The 16610-nt window shown below is 72.4% G+C and carries 13 protein-coding genes and 1 pseudogene; 13 read left to right on the forward strand and 1 reads right to left on the reverse strand.

Annotated elements, in window-relative coordinates:
• Positions 1-44 precede the first annotated feature (44 nt).
• The 6 genes and pseudogenes from ACFWA7_RS16500 to ACFWA7_RS16525 form a co-directional block, all read left to right on the forward strand.
• Positions 45-1238 carry a TadA family conjugal transfer-associated ATPase gene (locus ACFWA7_RS16500; protein ID WP_385538528.1) on the forward strand — a complete coding sequence of 398 codons (1194 nt, stop codon included), beginning with the start codon at positions 45-47 and terminating at the stop codon, positions 1236-1238.
• Positions 1235-2113: a type II secretion system F family protein gene (locus ACFWA7_RS16505; RefSeq protein ID WP_385538493.1), complete on the forward strand. Its 879-nt coding sequence runs from the start codon at positions 1235-1237 to the stop codon at positions 2111-2113. The genes ACFWA7_RS16500 and ACFWA7_RS16505 overlap by 4 nt, the downstream gene beginning before the upstream one ends.
• A 68-nt stretch (positions 2114-2181) precedes the next feature.
• Positions 2182-3075, forward strand: a complete 894-nt coding sequence (locus ACFWA7_RS16510; RefSeq protein ID WP_385823538.1) for a type II secretion system F family protein — start codon at positions 2182-2184, stop codon at positions 3073-3075.
• Between the two features lie 206 nt (positions 3076-3281).
• A complete protein-coding gene (locus ACFWA7_RS16515; RefSeq protein ID WP_385823540.1) occupies positions 3282-3419 on the forward strand; it encodes a DUF4244 domain-containing protein in 138 nt (45 codons plus the stop codon).
• A 91-nt stretch (positions 3420-3510) separates the two neighbouring features.
• Entirely contained in the window at positions 3511-3888 is a 378-nt protein-coding gene (locus tag ACFWA7_RS16520; protein ID WP_385823542.1) for a TadE family type IV pilus minor pilin, read from the forward strand.
• Between the two features lie 8 nt (positions 3889-3896).
• A pseudogene (locus ACFWA7_RS16525) lies at positions 3897-4181 on the forward strand (Rv3654c family TadE-like protein); the annotation flags it as partial.
• Between the two features lie 43 nt (positions 4182-4224).
• On the opposite strand, the gene ACFWA7_RS16530 reads toward ACFWA7_RS16525, so the two are convergent.
• Positions 4225-6810 carry a DEAD/DEAH box helicase gene (locus tag ACFWA7_RS16530; protein ID WP_385823544.1) on the reverse strand — a complete coding sequence of 862 codons (2586 nt, stop codon included), beginning with the start codon at positions 6808-6810 and terminating at the stop codon, positions 4225-4227.
• A gap of 79 nt (positions 6811-6889) precedes the next feature.
• Between ACFWA7_RS16530 and ACFWA7_RS16535 the strand changes: the two genes are divergently transcribed.
• The 7 genes from ACFWA7_RS16535 to topA all read left to right on the forward strand — a co-directional run bounded on the left by ACFWA7_RS16535 (position 6890) and on the right by topA (position 16561).
• Complete coding sequence (locus ACFWA7_RS16535) at positions 6890-7243, forward strand: STAS domain-containing protein (protein WP_053728100.1); 354 nt, start codon at positions 6890-6892, stop codon at positions 7241-7243.
• An 85-nt stretch (positions 7244-7328) separates the two neighbouring features.
• A complete protein-coding gene (locus ACFWA7_RS16540; protein WP_385538507.1) occupies positions 7329-7772 on the forward strand; it encodes an ATP-binding protein in 444 nt (147 codons plus the stop codon).
• Between the two features lie 250 nt (positions 7773-8022).
• Complete coding sequence (locus ACFWA7_RS16545; protein ID WP_385538510.1) at positions 8023-10416, forward strand: sodium-translocating pyrophosphatase; 2394 nt, start codon at positions 8023-8025, stop codon at positions 10414-10416.
• 189 nt (positions 10417-10605) lie between these two features.
• Positions 10606-11358 (forward strand): small secreted protein, encoded by a 753-nt coding sequence (locus ACFWA7_RS16550; protein WP_385823546.1) that lies wholly within the window; start codon positions 10606-10608, stop codon positions 11356-11358.
• Positions 11359-11470: 112 nt separating this feature from the next.
• Complete coding sequence (locus ACFWA7_RS16555) at positions 11471-12994, forward strand: methyltransferase (RefSeq protein WP_385538515.1); 1524 nt, start codon at positions 11471-11473, stop codon at positions 12992-12994.
• Between the two features lie 300 nt (positions 12995-13294).
• Positions 13295-13510 (forward strand): hypothetical protein, encoded by a 216-nt coding sequence (locus ACFWA7_RS16560; protein ID WP_385538518.1) that lies wholly within the window; start codon positions 13295-13297, stop codon positions 13508-13510.
• A 249-nt stretch (positions 13511-13759) separates the two neighbouring features.
• A complete protein-coding gene (topA, locus tag ACFWA7_RS16565) occupies positions 13760-16561 on the forward strand; it encodes a type I DNA topoisomerase (RefSeq protein WP_385538521.1) in 2802 nt (933 codons plus the stop codon).
• Positions 16562-16610: the final 49 nt, after the last annotated feature.

A 16610-nucleotide genomic window follows, 5' to 3' on the forward strand; every position in this document is an offset into this window, starting at 1 on the left:
GGCGTGTGGATACGGGGCGCATGAGCGCGGGGGTGGGAGCGGGGATGCCCCCGGGCGGTGCGCCGGGTGGGCCGGGTGCGGCCGGGGCGTCGCCGAGGCCGCTGCTCGATGCGGTGCGCCAACAACTCGCGGAGAGCGGGGCAGAGCCGACGCCGGCCCGGGTCGCGGCGGCGCTGCGGGCCCAGGGGCGGCTCCTGGGCGACGCGGAAGTCCTCGGCGGCGCGGAGGAGTTGCGCTCCGAGCTGGTCGGCACGGGCCCATTGGAGCCGCTGCTCGCCGATCCCGCGGTGACGGACGTCCTGGTGTCGGCCCCGGACCGGGTCTGGGTGGACAGGGGGGCCGGGCTCGAACTCACCGGCGTCCGCTTCAGCGACACGGCCGCGGTACGCCGACTGGCCCAGCGGCTGGCGGCGGTCGCCGGGCGGCGCCTTGACGACGCCCGGCCCTGGGTGGACGCCCGGTTGCCGGACGGGACCCGGATGCACGCGGTGCTGGCGCCGGTCGCGGTCGGGGCGGACTGTCTGTCGCTGCGGGTGGTGCGGCCGAGGGCGTTCTCGCTGGACGAACTGGTCGCGGCCGGGACGGTTCCGCCGGGCGGGGACGGGGTTCTGCGGGCGCTCATCGGCGCCCGGGTCTCGTTCCTGGTGAGCGGTGGCACGGGCACCGGCAAGACGACCCTGCTGTCGACGCTCCTCGGCCTCGTCCCGGAGTGCGAGCGGATCGTCCTGGCCGAGGATTCGGCCGAGTTGAGGCCCGACCATCCCCATGTGGTGCGGCTGGAGTCACGGCCCGCCAACCAGGAGGGCGCGGGCCTGGTGACCCTGCGGGACCTGGTGCGCCAGGCCTTGCGCATGCGGCCGGACCGGCTGGTCGTGGGCGAGGTGCGCGGCGCCGAGGTCACCGACCTGCTGGCCGCGCTCAACACCGGTCACGAGGGCGGTTGCGGCACGGTGCACGCCAATACCGCCGCGGACGTCCCCGCCCGTCTGGAGGCCCTGGGCACGGCGGCCGGGCTCGACCGGGCGGCCCTGCACAGCCAGGTGGCGGCGGCGCTTTCGGTGGTGCTCCATCTCGTACGGGACAGGGCCGGGCGGCGCCGGGTCGCCGAGGTCCGGGTCCTTGAACGGGACGCGGCGGGGCTGGTGGTGGCCGTCCCGGCACTGCGCTGGGGCATGGGCGGCTTCGTCCAGGAGCGCGGCTGGGAACGGCTGCGGGTGCTGCTCGGGGGTGCGTGGTGACGGCCTGGACGGCGCCGGGCCCGCCCGGGCTGCTCACCCCGGCCTCGGCGGCGGCCGTGTGCGCGTTCGCGGCGGCCTGGCTCTCGGTGGGGCGGGAGCAGGGGCTGCGCAGGGCACGGCTGATCGTCGCGGGAGGAGCGGTGGAGCGCGAGGAGCCGCCGTGGGGGCGGCTCTGGATGCGGTTGCGCGCCAAGGCGCGGCCGGAGTGGCTGTGCCTGCCGGTCGCGGTGATCGTGGCGGTGCTGGCGGGCTCGGTACTGCCGCTGGCCGCCGGGGCGGTGGCGGTGCCGCTGGTGGGGCGGCGGCTGCGGGCCCGTGAGCGGGAGCGGGCGAAGTGGCGCCGGGGCGACGAGGTCGTCACGTGGTGCGGGGCGGTCGCCGGGGAGCTGCGGGCGGGACGCCAGCCAGGCCAGGCGCTGACGCTGGCCGCCCGGGACACGGAGGCGCTGGGCAGCGCCGAACCGCGGGTGCTGGCGGCGGCACGGTTCGGCGGCGATGTGCCCGGGGCCCTGCGGGAGGCGGCCCGTGAGCCGGGCGCGGAAGGACTGGCGGGAGTGGCCGCGTGCTGGCAGGTGGCGGTCGACGGCGGCGCGGGCCTCGCGGCCGGCCTGGAGCGCCTGGAGGCGGCGCTGCGGGCCGAGCGGGACCAACGGGAGGAGCTGAGGGCCCAGTTGACCGGGCCGCGCACAACGGCCGCCCTGCTGGCCCTGCTGCCGGTCCTCGGCCTCCTGCTCGGCACGGCTATGGGCGCCGGCCCCCTGCGCGTGCTGCTCCACACCCCGGCCGGGTTCGGCTGCCTGGCGCTGGCCGGGGCGCTGGAGGCGGCGGGGCTGTACTGGACGGCGCGGATCACCCGGGCGGGGGAACGGCGGTGAGCGGGCAGCTCGGACTCGGGGGCGCGGGAGGAGAAGCGCTCCGGGATGTTTTCCACAGGCTGGGGGCGATGGCGGCGATCGCGGCCCTTGTCCTGTGGACAGGGCTGGAGTTCTCGCGTCGCCGACGGGAGCGGGTGGTGCGGCGGCGGCTCGTGGAGCTGCTCGCGGCGGTGGACGCGGGGGCGGGGGCGTGGGTGGTGCCCGCGCGGCGTGACGGGGCGAGGGCCTGGCTGCCGGGCACCCGGTCGTCAGGCACCCGGTCGCCAGGCACCCGGTCGCCAGGCACTCAGTCGCCAGGCACTTGGCCGCCGGGTACCTGGTCACCGGTCGCCCGGCTGGTGGGCGGTGGCGCGGCACGCGGGTCGCTCGTACGGGCCTGGGCCGGGCCGCTGGGGGCGCTGGCCGCCGCATACGTGCTGATCGGCGGGGTGCCCGGAGCCGTGGTGGGGCTGGCGGCGGCGTACGGGGCCAGGCGCTGGGCCTGCCGCCGGAAGCCCCAGCGGGCACGCCCCGGGGCCGAGGCGGTGGACCCGGAACTGCCGCTCGCGGCCGATCTGCTGGCCGCCTGCCTGTCGGCCGGAGCGGGACCGCGCGAGGCGGCCGGAGCCGTGGGGGAGTCGCTGGACGGCCCGATCGGGCGGCGGCTGGCCCAGATCTCCGCAGAACTGCGGCTGGGCGGCGAACCGGCCGAGGCGTGGGGGAGGTTGGGGGCGATACCGGGCGCGGCGGGGCTGGCCCGGTGCCTGGAGCGGGCCGCCTCCTCGGGGGCGCCCGCGGCGGGCCCGGTAGGGCGGGTGGCGGAGCGCTGCCGGGCCGAGCGGGCACGGACGACGGCCGCCCGGGCCCGGCGGGCGGGCGTACTGATCACCGGGCCGCTGGGGCTCTGCTTCCTGCCCGCGTTCCTGGCCGCCGGAGTGGCGCCGGTGGTGATCGGACTGGCGGCCGGGCTGCTCAAGCACTGATGAGCGGGCCGGCAGCGCGGGCCTCCAGCAGCTCGCCCGAACAGCGCAATGGCCCAACAGCGCAATGGCCCAACAGCGCAATGACTCAACAGCGCAATGACTCGACAGCTCAGCAGCAGGACTCACAGCGGGACCACATGGGGGTTGGGATGAAGACATGGATGCGGTGCGTCGCACGTCGGGTGCGGATGCACGGAGATGCCGGGATGACGACCAGTGAGTACGCGGTCGGAACGATCGCTGCGTGCGGCTTCGCGGCGGTGCTCTACAAGGTGGTGACGAGCGAGGCCGTTTCGTCGGCGCTTCAGTCGCTGGTGGAGAGGGCGCTCAATGTGCAGTTCTGAGGGCGGCGGTTCCGGGCCGGGCGGCGCTCCGTCCGGGCGGGACCGTGGGCCGGGGAGAGGTCGGCGGCTGCGCGGTCGGTGGCGTCGGCCCATGGGGCGGGCACTCGGGGCTGACCGTGGCTTTGTGACGGCCGAGGCGGCTGTGGTGATACCGACGCTGGCTGCGTTCGCTCTGGCCCTGCTGTGGGGGCTGATGGCGGCCGCCGCGAAGATCGAGTGCCTGGACGCGGCTCGGGCGGGGGCCCGGGCGGCCGCGCGGTCCGAGGCAGAGCAGTCGGTGCTGGCCGCCGCCCGCTCGGCGGCCCCGGCCGGGGCGCGGGTCGCGCTCCGGCGGGACGGCGACCTGTGGCGCGTACGCGTGGAGGCTCCTGCCCCGGGGCCCCGCGCCCTGGCCCTGACGCTGAGCGGGGACGCGGCGGCGCTGGCGGAGGACACGGTGGGGGAGCCCATGGTGGGGGAGGAGAGATGAGGCCGAGGATGTGTGACGGCCTCGCAGAAGGCCTTCGCGCCCGGGACCGGGGCTCGGCGTCCGTCTGGGTGGCGTTGGCCGCCTCCGCCCTCTGTGTGGTGTTCGCGGCCGTCCTCGCCCTCGGGCAGGCCGTGGCGGCCCGGCACCGGGCGGGCGGTGCGGCGGACATGGCCGCGCTGGCGGCGGCCGACCGGGCGCTGTGGGGGACGGCCGAGGCCTGCGCCGGGGCGGCCCGGGTCGCCGGGGCGCAGGGCGGCGAGGTGGTGCGGTGCTCGGTGACCGGGGAGATCGCCGACGTGACCGTACGGGCGAGGTTCGGCCCGTATGCCCCGGCGGTCAGGTCCCGGGCGGGCCCGGCGGCTCCTCCTCCGTACCGAGTCCTGCCGCTGCTCCCGGGGCGGGGGCAGCCCCACGGCCCCGGGCCGCCGGGGTCACAGGCGTCGCCGGGGCTTCCTGGCCCGGCGCCTCCGGCGCCCCTCGCAGCAGTTCCGTGAGGAGGCGGACCGCACCCCGTTTGTGGAGCGGGTCGTTGCCGTTGCCGCACTTGGGGGACTGGACGCAGGACGGGCAGCCCGCCTCGCACTCGCAGGAGGCGATGGCCTCGCGGGTGGCGGTCAGCCACTCCCGCGCGGTGTGGAAGGCGCGCTCCGCGAACCCGGCGCCGCCCGGGTGGCCGTCGTACACGAAGACCGTGGGCAGCAGGGTGTCCGGGTGCAGCGGGACCGAGACGCCGCCGATGTCCCAGCGGTCGCATGTGGCGAAGAGCGGCAGCATGCCGATGGAGGCGTGCTCGGCGGCGTGCAGGGCGCCCCCGAGGATCTCCGGGTTGATCCGGGCGGCGTCGAGCTGGTCCTCGGTGACCGTCCACCACACGGCCCGGGTGCGCAGGGTGCGTGGCGGCAGGTCCAGCTTGGACTCGCCGAGCACCTCGCCGGTGATGAGTTTGCGGCGCAGGAAGGAGACGACCTGGTTGGTGACCTCGACGGAGCCGTAGCAGAGGCGGCCGGCTCCCCAGGCGATCTCGGTGTCGGTTTCGAGTACGGAGATGGAGGTGGTGTCGCGGGCGACGGTCGAATAGGGCGGGCTGGCCTCCTCGACGAGGGCGACAGGGCCGTCGGGGTCGTCCAGGTCCAGACGCTTCACCAGGTACGTACGGCCCTGGTGGAGGTGGACGGCGCCGTCGTGGACGGCGGTGTGGGCGGCGGACGCGTCGACCGTGCCGAGCAGCCGTCCCGTCGACGCCTCGACGATCTGGACCGGGCGGCCTCCCCCGCCCCGGATGTCGGCGAGGTCGGCGGCCCGCTCGCGCCGGGTCCAGTGCCAGCCCGACGCCCGGCGCCGGAGCAGCTTCGCGGCCTCCAGCTGCGGCATCAGCCCGGGGCTCGCCGGGCCGAAGAGCTCAAGGTCGGCCTCGGTGAGCGGCAGCTCGGCGGCGGCGGCGCACAGGTGCGGGGCGAGGACGTAGGGGTTGTCCGGGTCGAGCACGGTCGTCTCGACGGGCTGCTGGAACAGCGCCTCGGGGTGGTGGACGAGGTAGGTGTCCAGCGGGTCGTCCCGGGCGACCAGGATCGCCAGCGCGCCCTCGCCCGACCGCCCGGCTCGCCCCGCCTGCTGCCACAGCGAGGCCCGGGTGCCGGGGTAGCCGGAGATGATCACGGCGTCCAGGCCCGACACGTCGATGCCGAGCTCCAGGGCGGAGGTGGCGGCGAGGCCGAGCAGCTCGCCTGAGTGCAGGGCCTGCTCCAGGGCCCGGCGCTCCTCGGGGAGGTAGCCGCCCCGGTAGGCGGCGACGCGGCGGGCGAGGGTGCGGTCCACCTCGGCCAGCCGTTCCTGGGCGATCACGGCGACGAGCTCGGCGCCGCGCCGGGAGCGGACGAAGGCGACCGTGCGGACGCCCTGGACGGCCAGATCGGTGAGGAGGTCGGCGGTCTCGGCGGTGGCGGTGCGGCGGACGGGGGCGCCCTTCTCGCCGTGGAGGTCGGTGAGCGGCGGCTCCCACAGGGCGAAGACCAGTTCGCCGCGCGGGGAGGCGTCGTCGGCGACCTCGACGACGGGCAGGCCGGTCAGCCGGTGGGCGGCCACGGACGGCTCTGCCGACGTGGCGGAGGCGAGGAGGAAGACGGGGTTCGCGCCGTAGCGGGCGCACAGACGGCGCAGGCGCCGCAGGACCTGGGCGACGTGGGAGCCGAAGACGCCCCGGTAGGTGTGGCACTCGTCGATGACGACATAGCGCAGCGCGCGCAGGAAGGAGGACCACCTGGGGTGGGCGGGGAGTATGCCCCGGTGCAGCATGTCCGGATTGGTGAGGACGTAGTTGGCGTACTGGCGCACCCATTCGCGTTCCTCGACCGGCGTGTCGCCGTCGTAGACGGCGGGCCGGATCGCGTTGCCCAGGGGCTGGGCGAGGGCCTTCACCGAGCGGCGCTGGTCGGCCGCCAGGGCCTTGGTGGGGGCCAGGTAGAGGGCGGTGGCGCCGCGTCTGTTCGGGGCCTCGGAGCCGTCCAGGAGCGTGCTGAGGACCGGCGCGAGGTAGGCCAGGGATTTGCCGGAGGCGGTTCCGGTGGCGATCACGACGGACTCGCCGTCCAGGGCGTGCTCGGCGGCGGCCGCCTGGTGCGCCCAGGGGTGCTCGACGCCGACGCGCTGAATGGCGTTGATCACTTCCGGGCGGATGCGGTGCGGCCAGACTGCATGGCGGCCCTCACGTGGGGGCAAGTGCTCCGTATGAGTGATGCGCGCAGCCCGGTCCGCTCCCGAGGCGAGCCGGTGCAGGACCATGCCGGGGTCGGGTCGTTCACCCGTGCCCTTGGCGGGTGTTCTGGGGCGGAGATTCCTGGCCATCGGCACCGAGTGTGTCACTGGCGTGAAGGACAATGGTCCCAAGGCGTCGTGCATGGCTGCTGGTAAGTGATTGAATGCCATCGCGGCTGGCGATCCGTTCTCTGGCTCCGCCGGGGAGACTCAGGGGGCGGCCGCTCGATAGCAAGGTGCTGGAGGATCCGTGGACCTGTCCCTGTCGACTCGCAATGTGTCCGGCCCTGGTGGCGACCGTACGGTCGTCGAGGTCGGTGGCGAGATTGATGTGTATACCGCGCCCAAGCTGCGCGAGCAGTTGGTCGAGTTGGTGAACGACGGCAGCTACCACCTGGTTGTCGACATGGAGGGCGTGGACTTCCTCGACTCCACCGGCCTCGGCGTGCTCGTGGGCGGACTCAAGCGTGTCCGTGCCCATGAGGGCTCCCTGCGGCTGGTCTGCAACCAGGAGCGCATTCTGAAGATCTTCCGGATCACCGGGCTCACCAAGGTGTTCCCGATCCACGGCTCGGTCGACGAAGCCGTCAACGCCACTGACTGACGGCTCCGGAGGAAGGACAGGGGCACCGGGCTCTTCACGGCCCGGGGCCCCTGAGAAGCACGCCCGTACGTCCGAGGGGGATCGCATGGCCACCGTTGAACTCCGCTTCAGCGCCCAGCCCGAACACGTCCGGACGGCCCGCCTGGTGGCGGCCGCCGTGGCGCGCCGAGCCGGGGTGGACGAGGCGGTCCTCGACGAGGTCAGGCTCGCCGTCGGTGAGGCGTGCAGCCGTGCTGTGGGGCTGCACCGTGCGTACGGGGTGACGGCGCCGGTGCGCGTCGCGCTGACCGAGGAGGAGAAGTCGTTCTCCATCGAGGTCGGGGACGAGGTGCCCGGTCCGGGTTCCGGGGGTGCCGCGCCGGGTGTGCGCGGCGCCACGGCCGAGGACGAGCCGGACGACGGCGGAGAGGACGGGATGGGCCTCGCGGTCATCAGCGGCCTCGTCGACGACGTGGAGGTCACTTCGGACGAGTCCGGCGGTGTCATCCGCATGACCTGGCCGATCACCGGGGCGACCGCCGAGCCCTGACCGACCCCTCGACCCTCCGCTGTACAGGCCCTGCTGAGCAGGGCCTTTTTCATTTTTGGCGATTATTCTCTAGATCGTTGATCAGCCGTCAATGCTTTTGCCCCATTACCCCTTTCGGGGGCCTTTTCGTGGCGCGATCATTTGCTGAGTAGCAACTGAAGGTCAATTCCGCTAACCGCGCCCTGTTTTGATCGTGTTCCGCTCCCTACAATCCGTCCACATCTTGGGATCTGAACGTCAAGGAGGACGAATGGCGGGGCTCTTCAACCCACAAGAACTCGATCACCCCACTTCACTCGCGGCCGCGGTACTGACCGACGGCAACCGGCTGATCGTGATCGTCATCGCGGCAGTGGCCATCGCGGCCCTGATCGTCGCCCAGCTGCTGGTCCGCCAGGTACTGGCGGCCGGCGAGGGCACCGACTCGATGAAGGAGATCGCGGCGGCGGTCCAAGAAGGAGCGAATGCCTATCTGGCCCGGCAGTTGCGCACCCTCGGCGGCTTCGCCGTCGTGGTGTTCTTCCTGCTCTTCCTGCTGCCGGCCGACAACTGGTCGCAGCGCGCGGGCCGGTCGGCCTTCTTCCTGATCGGCGCGCTCTTCTCGGCGACGACCGGTTACATCGGCATGCGACTGGCCGTACGCGCGAATGTGCGCGTGGCGGCCGCTGCCCGCGAGGCGACCCCTGCGGAAGGCGAACCCGAAAAAGATCTCACGGCCGTCTCGCACAAAGCCATGAAGATCGCTTTCCGTACGGGCGGCGTGGTCGGCATGTTCACGGTGGGCCTCGGCCTGCTGGGTGCCTCCTGCGTCGTCCTGGTCTACGCCGCGGACGCCCCCAAGGTGCTGGAGGGCTTCGGCCTCGGCGCCGCGCTGATCGCCATGTTCATGCGTGTCGGCGGCGGCATCTTCACCAAGGCGGCGGACGTCGGCGCCGACCTCGTCGGCAAGGTGGAACAAGGCATTCCGGAGGATGACCCGAGGAACGCCGCCACCATCGCCGACAACGTCGGCGACAACGTCGGCGACTGCGCGGGCATGGCGGCGGACCTCTTCGAGTCCTACGCCGTGACCCTGGTCGCCGCACTGATCCTCGGCAAGGCGGCCTTCGGTGACGCGGGCCTCGCCTTCCCGCTGATCGTCCCGGCGATCGGCGTGGTCACCGCGATGATCGGCATCTTCGCGGTCGCCCCGCGGCGCGCCGACCGCAGCGGGATGTCCGCCATCAACCGCGGCTTCTTCATCTCCGCGCTGATCTCCCTCACCCTGGTGGCGGTGGCAGTCTTCATCTATCTGCCGTCCACGTACGCAGAGTTGGACGGGGTCACCGACGCCTCCATCAAGACGCACGGCGGCGACCCGCGGATCCTGGCGCTGCTCGCGGTGGCCATCGGCATCGTGCTCGCCGCTGTCATCCAGCAGCTGACCGGGTACTTCACCGAGACCACCCGGCGTCCCGTCCGCGACATCGGCAAGTCGTCGCTGACGGGCGCCGCGACGGTCGTCCTGGCCGGTATCTCCATCGGTCTGGAGTCCGCCGTCTACACGGCCCTGCTGATCGGTCTGAGCGTCTACGGGGCCTTCCTGCTCGGTGGTACGTCGATCATGCTCGCCCTGTTCGCGGTGGCGCTGGCCGGCACCGGTCTGCTCACCACGGTCGGCGTGATCGTCGCCATGGACACCTTCGGCCCGGTCTCCGACAACGCGCAGGGCATCGCCGAGATGTCCGGCGACGTCCGGGGCGCCGGTGCCCAGGTCCTCACCGACCTGGACGCCGTCGGCAACACCACCAAGGCCATCACCAAGGGCATCGCCATCGCCACCGCGGTCCTCGCGGCGGCGGCGCTCTACGGCTCGTACCGCGATGCCATCGCCACCGCGGTGAACGACGTGGGCGCCAAGTCCAGCGAGATGACCCTCAGCATGGACATCTCACAGCCCAACAACCTCGTGGGCCTGATGCTGGGCGCGGCGGTCGTCTTCCTGTTCTCGGGTCTCGCGATCAACGCGGTGTCCCGGTCGGCGGGCGCGGTGGTCTTCGAGGTGCGGCGGCAGTTCCGCGAGCACCCCGGGATCATGGACTACAGCGAGAAGCCGGAGTACGGCCGAGTCGTCGACATCTGTACGAAGGACGCCCTTCGGGAGCTGGCAACCCCCGGCCTGCTCGCGGTGCTGGCGCCCATCGCGGTCGGCTTCACGTTCGGCGTCGGCGCGCTCGGCTCGTATCTGGCGGGCGCGATCGGCACCGGCACGCTGATGGCCGTCTTCCTCGCCAACTCCGGTGGCGCGTGGGACAACGCCAAGAAGCTGGTCGAGGACGGCAACTTCGGCGGCAAGGGCAGTGAGGCCCATGCCGCCACCGTCATCGGCGACACGGTGGGCGACCCGTTCAAGGACACCGCGGGTCCGGCCATCAACCCGCTCCTGAAGGTGATGAACCTGGTGGCGCTGCTCATCGCGCCCGCGGTGGTCAAGTTCAGTTACGGGGCGGACGCCAGCCCCGCGGTGCGCGCGGTCGTGGCGGTGCTGTCCACGGCCGTCATCGTCGGCGCGGTGTACGTCTCCAAGCGGCGCGGAGTGGCGGTGGGCGACGAGGGGAACCACGAGATGTCCGCCAAGTCGCCTGACCCTGCGGTCGTTTCCTAGCAGTAGTACGACAAAGACGGGCGGGCGGTGCGGATTGACGCACCGTCCGCCCGTCGCTTTGTGGTCGTGAGCCTTCTCTCCCTTGGTGCAAATGGCTCCAAAAGCGAGCAGATCCGGCGCAGGACACGCGGTTGTCGCCCACTTGGCGTGTATGTTCCGGGGCCGAGAGCCTTGGAAGGGACCGATCCGGTGAACAAGAAGCTTGCGGCCGCACTGTCCGGCGGCGCGGTACTGGTGCTCGCACTGTCGGGTTGCAGCAGCGACGACTCGGACAAGAAGGTGAAGGACTGGGCCAAGACCTTCTGCGACCAGGCCCAGCCGCAGATCAAGAAGATCACTGACGCCAACGTCGCCATCGAGAAGCAGACGGCCGACGAGAGCAAGCCGGTTGACGTCCAGAAGACGGACTCGGCTGCCTTCCAGCAGATCTCGGACGCGTACAAGTCGCTTGCCGACAGCCTCAACAAGGCCGGTGTCCCGCCCGTCAAGGACGGCGACAAGACCCAGGAGGAGGCCGCCAAGGAGCTGACGGCGTCCTCCACCGCGTACACCAATCTCAAGAAGAAGGTCGACGCGCTCGACACCGGCGACCAGGCGAAGTTCGCCGACGGCCTCAAGGGTGTCGCCGACCAGCTGAACACCATCAGCAAGAGCAGCGACGACGCTCTCAAGAAGCTGGAGTCCGGCGACCTCGGCAAGGCGATGCAGCAGCAGCCCGGCTGCCAGAAGCAGACCGCCACCGCGCCCTCCTCGGCGTCGCCCGCCGCCGGCGGCGATGCCTCCAAGCAGGCGTCCCCCTCGGGTTCCGCCTCGCAGGGGGCGAAGCCCTCGGAGTCCGCGAAGCCCTCGGAGTCCGCGAAGCCTTCGGAGTCCGGCGAGCCCTCGGAGTCGGCGAAGCCGTCCGACTCGGCCGATCCGTCGTCCTCGGCGAGCGGCGAGTAGCCCCTACTCCGTAGGGGCCCCGCCGCCGTGCGCGGCCGCCCCTCGCACGGCCCGGACCCATGTGGGTGCCGGGCCGTGGGTGTTTGTCAGTGCCAGCCGCCACAATGGCCGGGTGAGTACGACCAGTGTTTCCGCCAGCCCGCCCGCCGGCCTGCCCGTGCCCGACCGCGCCGCCCGGCTCCGCGACGCCCTGCTCGCGGCCGACTTCACCGCCGACGGCCTGCTCGACCTGCTCGGCGCGCCCGCCTACGCCGCGCTGGCCCGCAGCGAGACCGTGCCCGCCCTACGGGCCACCCGCGGCGGCTCCCCGCTCGACACGCTCGTACGGCTGTTCCTGCTCCAGCAGCCCGTCGCGTACGAGCGCGCCAGAGCGGCTCTGCCGGGCGACGAGGCCCTGGAGGACGGCTGGCTCACCCGGACGGGCGACGAGGTGCGCGCCGCGGTTGACGTGCGTCCGTACGGCGGCCCGGAGGGACAGGACTGGTTCATCGTCTCCGACCTCGGCTGCGCGGTCGGCGGGGCGAGCGGCGCGAGCGGCCGCGACGAGGGGATGGTCCTGGGGGTCGGCGGCGCGTCCACCACGCTCGCCGGGCTCACCGTCCGCACCCCGGTGGCCTCCGCCCTGGACCTCGGCACCGGCTCCGGCATCCAGGCGCTGCACGCGGCGCAGCACGCGACCCGGGTCACCGCCACCGACCTCAACCCCCGCGCGCTCGCCTTCACCCGCCTCACCCTCGCCCTGTCCGGCGCGCCCGAGGCGGAGCTCCGCGAGGGCTCGCTCTACGAGCCGGTGGACTCCGAGACGTACGACCTGATCGTGTCCAACCCGCCGTTCGTCATCTCGCCGGGCGCCCGGCTGACGTACCGGGACGGCGGCATGGGCGGGGACGATCTGTGCCGCACGCTCGTTCAGCAGGCGGGAGCCCGGCTGAACGAGGGGGGATACGCGCAGTTCCTCGCCAACTGGCAGCACGTGGAGGGCGAGGAGTGGCAGGAGCGGCTGCGCTCGTGGGTGCCGCGCGGCTGCGACGCCTGGATCGTGCAGCGCGAGGTCCAGGACGTCACCCAGTACGCGGAGCTGTGGCTGCGGGACGCCGGGGACCACCACACCGGCCCCGGGGCCTACGCGGAGCGGTACGAGGCGTGGCTCGACGAGTTCGAGGCGCGCAAGACCAAGGCGATCGGCTTCGGCTGGATCACGCTGCACAAGTCGGGGGCCGAGCAGCCGTCGATCACCGTCGAGGAGTGGCCGCACCCGGTCGAGCAGCCGCTCGGCGAGGCCATCCGGGCCCACTTCGCCCGGCAGGAGTATCTGCGTACGCATGACGACGCGGCCCTGCTCACCGACCGGTTCCGGCTCGCCGACGAGGTGGTGCAGGAGCAGGTCGGGCTGCCGGGCGCCGAGGATCCGGAGCACGTGGTGCTGCGGCAGAACCGGGGCATGCGCCGGGCCACCACGGTGGACACGGTCGGCGCGGGTTTCGCGGGCGTCTGCGACGGCCAGTTGGACGCGGGCCGGATCCTGGACGCCATCGCGCAGCTGATCGGTGAGGACCCGGTCCAGCTGCGCGACCGCACCCCGGAGTCGATCCGGATGCTGGTCGGCCAGGGCTTCCTGGAGCCGGTCGGCGAGTGACCGGTGCGCCCCGGCGCCGCCGCCGGGGGCTGGGCGTGAAGGGACCGCGTACGACAGGTGAGGTAGGGGCGCTCCCGCATGCGGCGGGGGCGGTCCGGCGGGAGATGTCGGGTCGGGGGAGGGAAAACAAGGGTGTGAATTCGGCCAACCCCACCGCACACCCCGCCCCGCTCGCCTCACCTGCCCCACCCGGCGCCCTCGCCTCAACACGCCCGTCTGCCCGTCGCTGGGCCGGATGGGGGTGTGGCCGTTCACCTGGAGTTCGCCGGGACTCCTCCCGCGAGTGCCAGGATCCGCGCCATGAACGGGATGGGTGGGGCGGAGGCCGGTCCGGCCGTGTTCGCGGGGACGGTTTTCGTACTGTTCGGGGGCGCGCTGCTGCTGTGGACGGGGGTGCGTGTGCGGCACCGGGCGCCGGTGGCGGACGGGGCGGGGCTCGTGGTCCCGGCGGCGCTGGCCACCTTCTTCGGCGCGGTCTTCCTGCTCGCCGGGGTGTGGTGCTTCACACGCCTGTGAGCCCCGGCGGCCCCGTGGCGCCGCGCCGCGCCGGTCGGGCTCGTGCCCGGGTCTCCGCTGGGACGAAACGCTTTTCAGAACGTTCTGGGACGGTCCAGGCGGCAGACTCGCCTTAAGTCGGGTTACCGTTCGAGTGGCCGCTGCGGGCTTTTGCTGTTTGACACGGGGGCGGGTTGTACCGTCACACTCCGCAGCGACCGTACAGCTCGTACGTGCCACCCGAGTGCCGACCCGGAGAGAAGAGCGAAGTTGTCCCCGACCAGCGAGACCGCAAAGGGCGGCCGCCGCCGACTCGTCATCGTCGAGTCTCCTGCCAAGGCGAAGACGATCAAGGGCTACCTTGGCCCCGGTTATGTCGTCGAGGCGAGTGTCGGGCACATCCGCGACCTGCCGAACGGCGCCGCCGAGGTGCCCGACAAGTACACCGGCGAGGTGCGCCGCCTCGGCGTGGACGTCGAACACGACTTCCAGCCCATCTACGTCGTCAACGCCGACAAGAAGGCCCAGGTCAGGAAGCTCAAGGAGCTTCTGGCCGAGTCCGACGAACTCTTCCTCGCCACCGATGAGGACCGCGAGGGCGAAGCCATCGCGTGGCACCTGCAGGAAGTCCTGAAGCCCAAGGTCCCCGTCCACCGGATGGTCTTCCACGAGATCACCAAGGACGCCATCCGGGACGCCGTCGCCAACCCGCGCGAGCTCAACCAGCGCATGGTCGACGCCCAGGAGACCCGACGCATCCTCGACCGCCTCTACGGCTACGAGGTCTCGCCGGTCCTGTGGAAGAAGGTCATGCCGAGGCTCTCGGCGGGCCGCGTCCAGTCGGTGGCCACCCGGCTCGTGGTCGAGCGGGAACGCGAGCGCATCGCTTTTCGTTCTGCTGAGTACTGGGACCTGACCGGGACGTTCTCCACCGGCCGGGCGGGCGACGCCTCCGACCCGTCCTCGCTGGTGGCACGGCTCGCGGCGGTCGACGGCCGCCGGGTGGCACAGGGCCGCGACTTCGGTCCCGACGGAAAACTGAAGAGCGACGTCCTCCACCTCGACGAGGCGAACGCCCGAGCGCTGGCGGCCGCCCTCGCCGACTCGGCCTTCGCCGTCCGCTCGGTGGAGTCCAAGCCGTACCGCCGTTCGCCGTACGCCCCGTTCCGTACGACGACACTCCAGCAGGAGGCCTCCCGCAAGCTCGGCTTCGGGGCCAAGGCCACCATGCAGGTAGCCCAGAAGCTGTACGAGAACGGCTTCATCACCTATATGCGTACGGACTCCACCACGCTCTCCGAGACCGCGGTCTCGGCGGCCCGTGCGCAGGTCACGCAGCTGTACGGCGCCGACTACCTCCCGGAGAAGCCGCGTACGTACGCCGGGAAGGTCAAGAACGCGCAGGAGGCGCACGAGGCGATCCGCCCGTCGGGTGATCGTTTCCGCACTCCGGCGGAGACCGGTCTGACCGGCGACCAGTTCCGGCTCTACGAGCTGATCTGGAAGCGGACGGTCGCGTCCCAGATGAAGGACGCGGTCGGCAACTCCGTCACCGTGAAGATCGCGGGCCGGGCGAGCGACGGGCGGGACGCGGAGTTCACCGCGTCCGGCAAGACGATCACCTTCCACGGCTTCATGAAGGCCTACGTCGAGGGCGCGGACGACCCGAACGCGGAGCTGGACGACCGCGAGCGGCGCCTGCCCCAGGTCGCCGAGGGCGACGCGCTGTCGGCCGAGGAGATCACCGCGGACGGCCACGCGACCAAGCCGCCGGCCCGGTATACCGAGGCCTCGCTGGTCAAGGAGCTGGAAGAGCGCGAGATCGGCCGTCCGTCGACGTACGCGTCGATCATCGGCACGATCCTCGACCGCGGCTACGTCTTCAAGAAGGGCACGGCGCTGGTCCCGTCGTTCCTGAGCTTCGCCGTGGTCAACCTGCTGGAGAAGCACTTCGGCCGACTCGTCGACTACGACTTCACCGCCCGCATGGAGGACGACCTCGACCGCATCGCGCGGGGCGAGGCCAAGTCGGTGCCGTGGCTGAAGCGCTTCTACTTCGGCGAGGGCGAGGCCGGTGCGGCCTCCGACGCCGGGAACGGCGACGGGGACCACCTCGGCGGTCTGAAGGAGCTGGTCACGGACCTCGGCGCGATCGACGCGCGAGAGATCTCCTCGTTCCCCGTGGGGAACGGGATCGTGCTCCGGGTCGGCCGCTACGGGCCGTACATCGAGCGCGGTGAGAAGGACGCCGAGGGCCACCAGCGCGCCGACGTGCAGGAGGACCTGGCGCCCGACGAGCTGACGGTGGAGCACGCGGAGGAGCTGCTGGCCAAGCCGAGCGGCGACTTCGAGCTGGGCATGGACCCGGTGAGCGGCAACCAGATCGTGGCGAAGGACGGCCGGTACGGGCCGTATGTCACCGAGATCCTGCCGGAGGGCACGCCGAAGACGGGCAAGAACGCGGTGAAGCCGCGGACTGCCTCGCTCTTCAAGTCGATGGCCCTGGACACGGTGACGCTCGACGACGCCCTGAAGCTGATGTCGCTGCCGCGCGTGGTGGGCGCCGACGCCGAGGGCGTCGAGATCACCGCGCAGAACGGGCGCTACGGGCCGTACCTGAAGAAGGGCACGGACTCGCGTTCGCTGGAGTCTGAGGACCAGCTCTTCTCCATCACCCTGGAGGAGGCGCTGGCGATCTACGCGCAGCCCAAGGCGCGTGGCCGGGCGGCCGCCAAGCCGCCGCTCAAGGAGCTCGGCACCGACCCGGTCAGTGAGAAGCCGGTCGTTGTGAAGGACGGGCGCTTCGGCCCGTACGTCACGGACGGCGAGACCAACGCGACCCTGCGGACCGACGACAGCGTGGAGACGATCACGCCGGAGCGCGGCTACGAGCTGCTCGCCGAGAAGCGTGCCAAGGGCCCCGCCAAGAAGACGGCGAAGAAGGCTCCGGCCAAGAAGGCGCCCGCCAAGAAGACCGCGGCGAAGAAGACCGCCGCCAAGAAGACGGCGGCCACCGCGAAGAAGGCTCCGGCCAAGAAGACGGCCGCGAAGAAGACGGCTGCGGCCGAATAGACGCCGCATGGACGCCGTACGGGCCCGGCCGGGGGCGATGACCCCGGCC

This window comes from Streptomyces sp. NPDC059994 (genome assembly GCF_042737755.1).
Classification (GTDB): Bacteria; Actinomycetota; Actinomycetes; order Streptomycetales; family Streptomycetaceae; genus Streptomyces.